Here is a 2,194-nt window from a genome sequence, read left to right on the forward strand (position 1 = left end):
GCGCAGCACGGCAAGCTGCTCGTCCTGCGAGAACGCCCATGATCCGATTAAGGTCAGCTGCTTGGCGATGATCGTATGGGTATCGGTTATCGTCGGCCCATTCCATTCGCCAGCCATCACCAGGCGGCCTCCGTGCCGAAGCGCATTAAGGCAACGCCGGCGTGAGGCCTCGTCGTTGGTGGGGTCAAAGGCTACATCGAACGCCTGCGTCGTTCCAACGGCGGCGATTTTCGCCTCCAGGTCCGGGTCATGTTCGTCTAGAATGTCTTGCGCACCGAGTTCTTTGGCAACGCGCTGCCTGACAAAATTCGGCTCGACGACGGTGACGCGGGCACCCAGTTCCGCTGCGATTGCGATGGCACTCAAGCCGAGGCTGCCGGCGTTGTAGGCGAGGAGATGGTCGCCGCGCTTCAGCCCGACCCGGCGAAGGCCGGAATAGGCCGTCGAAAGGCTGCAGCCGGCCAGCGCCGCGAGATCGTCAGGTGTGTTGTCCGAGAGCGGCACACAGACATTGCCTGGCACCACGATGCCAGTCGCCCAGCCCCCGTCCACATCCGTACCAAGCTTTGTGAGTGAAACCTCGCACAGACTGGCATTGCGTGCGATACAGACCTCGCAGTGGCCGCAGCCGACATAAGGATAGACCGCTACGCGCTGACCGGCGGCCAGGCAAGCAACTGTACTTTCCCTTACAGTCCCCATCATTTGATGGCCAGCGATCACACCTGCGCGCGCAGGCTGACGAAAACCCTTATAGACAACCGTCTCGCGGCCGCAGCCACAGAATGCGGCACGTCTCAAATCTAGCCGCACCCACCCCGATGGCAAACCCTTTACAGGGCGGCAGATCGGCGCGACGCGTTTTTTTGACAACGCAACCCCGAAGATCATCTTTTCCATAGAGCGCTCTCCCCAGTGATTGATCGCCAGTCAATCCAAGGCATACGGTTATAGAAACGGCGCATGCCGCTCTCCAATGCTGCAGCGGTCGCCACACGGCCAACGGGGTCGAGCGCCGCCGCGGCCTTGGTTCGCTGCCCCAGTTCATCCATCGCTGTCGCGATGTCGACCATCGTGGATTGCCCCTCGTCATGGACGATACGGCCCGCAACCAGCACGGTGCGCACGCTGGATGAGACCATGCGGCGCAGCAGCGCCGACACATTGCCGTCAGCGACGTCGAAATACGCACCGGCGATTCTGTCCCAGGACAGCAGGATCAGGTCTGCCGAATAGCCAGGTTCGATGCGTCCGATGGTTCCTCCAAACGGTGTGGTGGCAGCTGCGTCGTCCAACGCCATGCGCAACACTTCGCGACCATCGACCGGCGTTTCACCGTGGCCGGGGGACTGAAGCAGTGCCCAGGCCAGTCGCATTTCATCCATCATGTCACGCCGGTCCGAAAGCCCTGCCTCGTCTATGCCGATTGCAACGGGTATGCCCTCGGCGCGGAAACGGGAGACCGGCGCCAACCCGCTCATCAGGCGGAAATTGCTACCGGGATTGTGACAGATGCAGGCGCCGCTGCGCCTGACACGGCGGATGTCGTCACTGGTGAGCCATACCGAATGGCCCATGGTAAGACGCGGCGAAAGCAGGCCGAGCGCGTCCAGATGACCGACGGCACTTTTCCCGCCACTGCGCAACTGTGCATAAACGGCCTGATATGGTGTCTCCACGACATGCATATGCATGGGCACGTTGTCGGCCCGAGAGACATCCTCCGCGCGCAGTAGCAGTTCGTCACTGCACCAGTGCAGATTGACCGGGGCCAACTGGACGGCAATCCGTCCATCTGCCTTGCCTTGCCAACGCCCGCGCAACGCGTGGTAGCTCGATGTGAGCTGCTCGCCTGCAGGCTCGACAGGTTGGGCGACAAGATGGTCGACTGCCTCGCGCTCAGATGGCGTCAATGTCGCCAGGAACGTGTCATCAGCATCGTAGACAAAGCGGCACTGGTCGGTCAGACCGCGCGAATACGAGACCCGCATGCCGGCGTCCCGATAGGCTTCCAGAATGCGATCGTCTTCGGCCTCGAAGGTGTCCGGATCGCCGAACAGCCTGCCTTGAAGGTGCTGCACGCAAGTGATGCCGCGAGCCAGCATGTCTGTGGCCGCGCACAGTGTGTCGAGATAGGGATCGACCGTTGGCGCACCGAAGCGACGCGCGATCCAGAACTCGAGCGGACCGTCGT

At 62.0% G+C, this 2,194-nt stretch carries 2 protein-coding genes; both read right to left on the reverse strand.

Translation table 11 applies throughout. The annotated features are described in order from the left end of the window. On the reverse strand, positions 1-900 hold a 900-nt coding region (locus EN935_RS32330), incomplete at its 3' end, for a zinc-binding dehydrogenase (RefSeq protein ID WP_164771542.1). Beyond that, a partial coding sequence (locus EN935_RS32335) for an amidohydrolase family protein (protein ID WP_127374036.1) occupies positions 888-2,194 on the reverse strand: 1,307 nt, incomplete at its 5' end. The genes EN935_RS32335 and EN935_RS32330, both read right to left, overlap by 13 nt.

It is taken from the genome of Mesorhizobium sp. M7D.F.Ca.US.004.03.1.1 (genome assembly GCF_003998635.1).
Lineage (GTDB): Bacteria > Pseudomonadota > Alphaproteobacteria > Rhizobiales > Rhizobiaceae > Mesorhizobium > Mesorhizobium loti.